A 2,697-nucleotide genomic window follows, 5' to 3' on the forward strand; every position below is an offset into this window, starting at 1 on the left:
AAAGCAAAATTAAGTAGCAAGATTTTGAATAAGATTTAACAGAAATGAAAATATAGCCAAGAAATTGGTGGGGTTGAGGGGAATTTGAAAAAAGAAAGAGATATTTTAACTATTCCCATTCACAAACATTGGAATCTATATCTTTTCAAAGAGTCCATATAAATAGAGCTAATTGCAAGAAGGCCTGGGATAAAGCTGGAACATGAACCTACCGGCAAGTTATTTGACCTAACAATACATGTATTACTAACACTTTACGGCAGAGAAATCAAAGATTTCTGGCCTCCAACTTTCTCTTGGGATTAAGATATTCTTTTTCAAACGGTCTGTTCTGGTTTACACATGCAAAAATTCTCAGTATTATTTTGTTCTTTATGGCATTTAAGACAGAAAAACCTGGTTTGCCTTCATTTTCTGTCTTTCGCTTAAAGTAGGATTTAAAACCATTTTCCCCTCTCAGACTGCATAATGCACAAATATGAAGGATGGATTTCAATTTTTTGTCGCATAAATTTGAAACCCGCATCTTCATTCTCATAGTTCCCGACTCTCGCGGAAAAGGAGCAATTCCAATAAGGCATGCAAATTGTTTAGGATTCTTAATGTCGTTGAATTCATTTGTACTAATCAAGAGCCTGATTGCAGTCTTCGGTCCAACAAAATCAACTGAGACAATCAACTCAAACAGCCGTTTCAATTCCGGATCTTCTCTGATCAAACTTAGAAGTTTTGAATCAACCTCTAACAAATCAGCTTTTAACGAACTAATTGACCGATTGCAGCATTGCATTTGAAATGCAGATTGTTTATTCCCAATAAAGGACTTTTGCTCGTTTATTGGAACAGCCAAGCGATTGATAGATGTTAATAATCGATCACTAATATTACAAAGCATAGCTAATTCATTAATAATCGGCCTTTTTGGCTTCCATAACACCAAGGACTCCCGACGGATAAAAGCGAATTCAGCGAGCCGAATAGAGTCTATTTTATCAGTCTTTCCCCTAACTAACCCTAGTGTCCTTTTAATATGAAAAGCACCTCCCATCACAATATTAGCCTTTATTTTCAACAATACTGTAGTTAGGTGATTTGAATAAAACCCAATTTTCTCCATCACAAAAATTGACTTGATCATCGAAAATTTCTCCAAGGTTTTAAGCTCAATTATAAAGCTTTTGATACCATCAACATCATTAGTAATTTCCTTATGAAGAATCAGAACCATATTATGCATTACAGAAAAGTCAAGCTTATTTTTAGAGATGTCTACTCCAATAAACCAGGTATATCTTCTAATTCGTTTAAATTGAGCTTCAGCCATTTTTTACATGTATTTAAAGAAATAGGATTCTGATTCCTTTTTTTAAAAAACGAAGGATTTCCTTCAAAACATTGATTGTCTTAGGTAGGGTATTAATTTGCCTCCATTTCATAATTATATAATATAAGAGGAGGATTCATTCATTAAATAAGATTCAATATCGGAAGAAGCACCTTCGTTTTATTCGTTTATAAATATTACATCATTACCTCGACAATAACTGTTAACATATAAGCGATTTTGATTAATGCAGGCAAAAACTCTGAGAATGATCTTATATCGGATGGCATTTAACACAGCCATCGGAGCCTTTCCTTCCTCTAGAGTCTTTTTCAAGTAATAGGGACGGAGATCTGGACAAAATCGCATTGACTGCAAAGCGCATAAATGTAGTAATGACTTCATCTTTTTGTTTGCCATCTGGGAAACTCTTCTTTTAGGTTTTTTCAAACCAGATTCAATTGCAAAAGGAGCTATTCCAGCATAACAGGCAAATTTTTTAGGATCTGTAATACTCTTAAATTCATTTGTAGTAATCAGCAAATGAATAGCAGTTACTCTTCCAACATTCCGCACTGAAACAATAATCTCAAAGAGTCTTTTCAATTCAACATCATTCTGTATTACTAAATCAATTTGCTTATCAACTTCTATGATATCTAATTGGAGAGATAGTATGCTTCTAGCACAAAGCCGTTTATTTTCAGCCGAGGTTTTCTTTTTAATGAAATAGGATTCTTCCTGAATTGGCAGCCGTAATGCTTTATGATAGGCAACTAATCTGGTTCGTAAAGTATTCAATTGGGCCAAATGGTCAATTACCTTCCTTCTTGGTTTAAGTAGTCGTAAAACTTCCCGGTATTTGTGAGCATATTCCACAATACGTATTGCATCGAGTTTATCTGTCTTACCACGCAACACACCTAGCCTCTTCATAATATGCACAGACGGCTCTCGTACAATATTCGCTTTCAACTTTTGCAATACTTCAATTAAATGATTGCAATAGACACCAGTATTTTCCATACAGAAAATGCTTTTAGCTAATGAAAACCCTGGAAGATCTTTCAGCTCCTTTATAAATTCTTTGATCGAAATCACATCATTTCCTGTCTCCCTATGAAAAAGAAAAGTACTGCCTTTCATTACAGCATGATCCAATTTATTACGGGAAATATCGGTACCAATAAACCAAGAATATCTTTTCTGCCTTGTAGTTTTTAGCTCCTGCATTTTACAAAATTTAGAAAAGACAGGGGATTAAATCATCGATCGAGCCCTTATGCTTATGAAATGCATTAATGCGCCCCTGTCTAATTATTTATTAATCTACCAATACATAATTCTATCTTCAGATATGATCAAAATTATTC

The 2,697-nt window shown here is 34.2% G+C and carries 2 protein-coding genes; both read right to left on the reverse strand.

From position 1 onward, the window contains the following. Window positions 1-268 precede the first annotated feature (268 nt). Window positions 269-1,324, reverse strand: a complete 1,056-nt coding sequence (locus DBR11_RS22370) for a transposase (protein WP_108554834.1) — start codon at window positions 1,322-1,324, stop codon at window positions 269-271. A 180-nt stretch (window positions 1,325-1,504) separates the two neighbouring features. Then, window positions 1,505-2,557: a transposase gene (locus DBR11_RS22375; protein WP_108554835.1), complete on the reverse strand. Its 1,053-nt coding sequence runs from the start codon at window positions 2,555-2,557 to the stop codon at window positions 1,505-1,507. Window positions 2,558-2,697: the final 140 nt, after the last annotated feature.

It is taken from the genome of Pedobacter sp. HMWF019 (assembly GCF_003061025.1).
Lineage (GTDB): Bacteria > Bacteroidota > Bacteroidia > Sphingobacteriales > Sphingobacteriaceae > Pedobacter.